Here is a 551-nt window from a genome sequence, read left to right as displayed (position 1 = left end):
GCAGCTTGCACAGATAACATTTGGATAACTTTGATGCGATCGCTAGTAAATACCCCTGCCACTAGTTTATTTTCTAAGTAGAGAATACCCACTAAGTGTCCTTGATTAATAATCGGCGTACAAAATACACTTTGGGGTTGAAATTCGAGCAAATATTCTCCAAGTAACCCAGGTATATCTGTTTGGCACTTATCTATAACAACTGTCTTTTGAGTATTTTTGACATAATTGATAATTTTTCTAGGAATATCTTCACAAGTATCTAGTGATTGTGATTTAAGAATAGTTTGGATTGGAGTTGAAAAATTGTCTTGGTGATTAATAAAGGTAATTGCCTTGACTTTTAAATTTCCATTTTCAGAAAGAATTAAGGCAAATTTTTTTGCTCCAGAGTTTTCAAGAATAATTTTCGTCAGGCTAGCAATAATTTCATCGAAGTCAATGCTACTAGAAATAGCTTGAGCCGCTTTCAAAATAGACATAAAGTCTAAGGTATTGGAAATGTTGGCTCTACTAATAATGGAAGTTTGACCGGATAAAGATATCGAACT

General features: G+C 33.4%; 1 protein-coding gene. It reads right to left on the bottom strand.

Translation table 11 applies throughout. The features are described from left to right. On the bottom strand, nt 1-551 hold a 551-nt coding region (locus GNF10_RS37310; protein WP_185607522.1), incomplete at both ends, for a GAF domain-containing protein.

Source organism: Nostoc sp. UCD121 (assembly GCF_014222285.1).
Taxonomy (GTDB): Bacteria; Cyanobacteriota; Cyanobacteriia; order Cyanobacteriales; family Nostocaceae; genus Nostoc.
The sequence above is the reverse complement of the archived record's forward strand: the minus strand, read 5'-3'. Positions and strand labels throughout refer to the sequence as shown.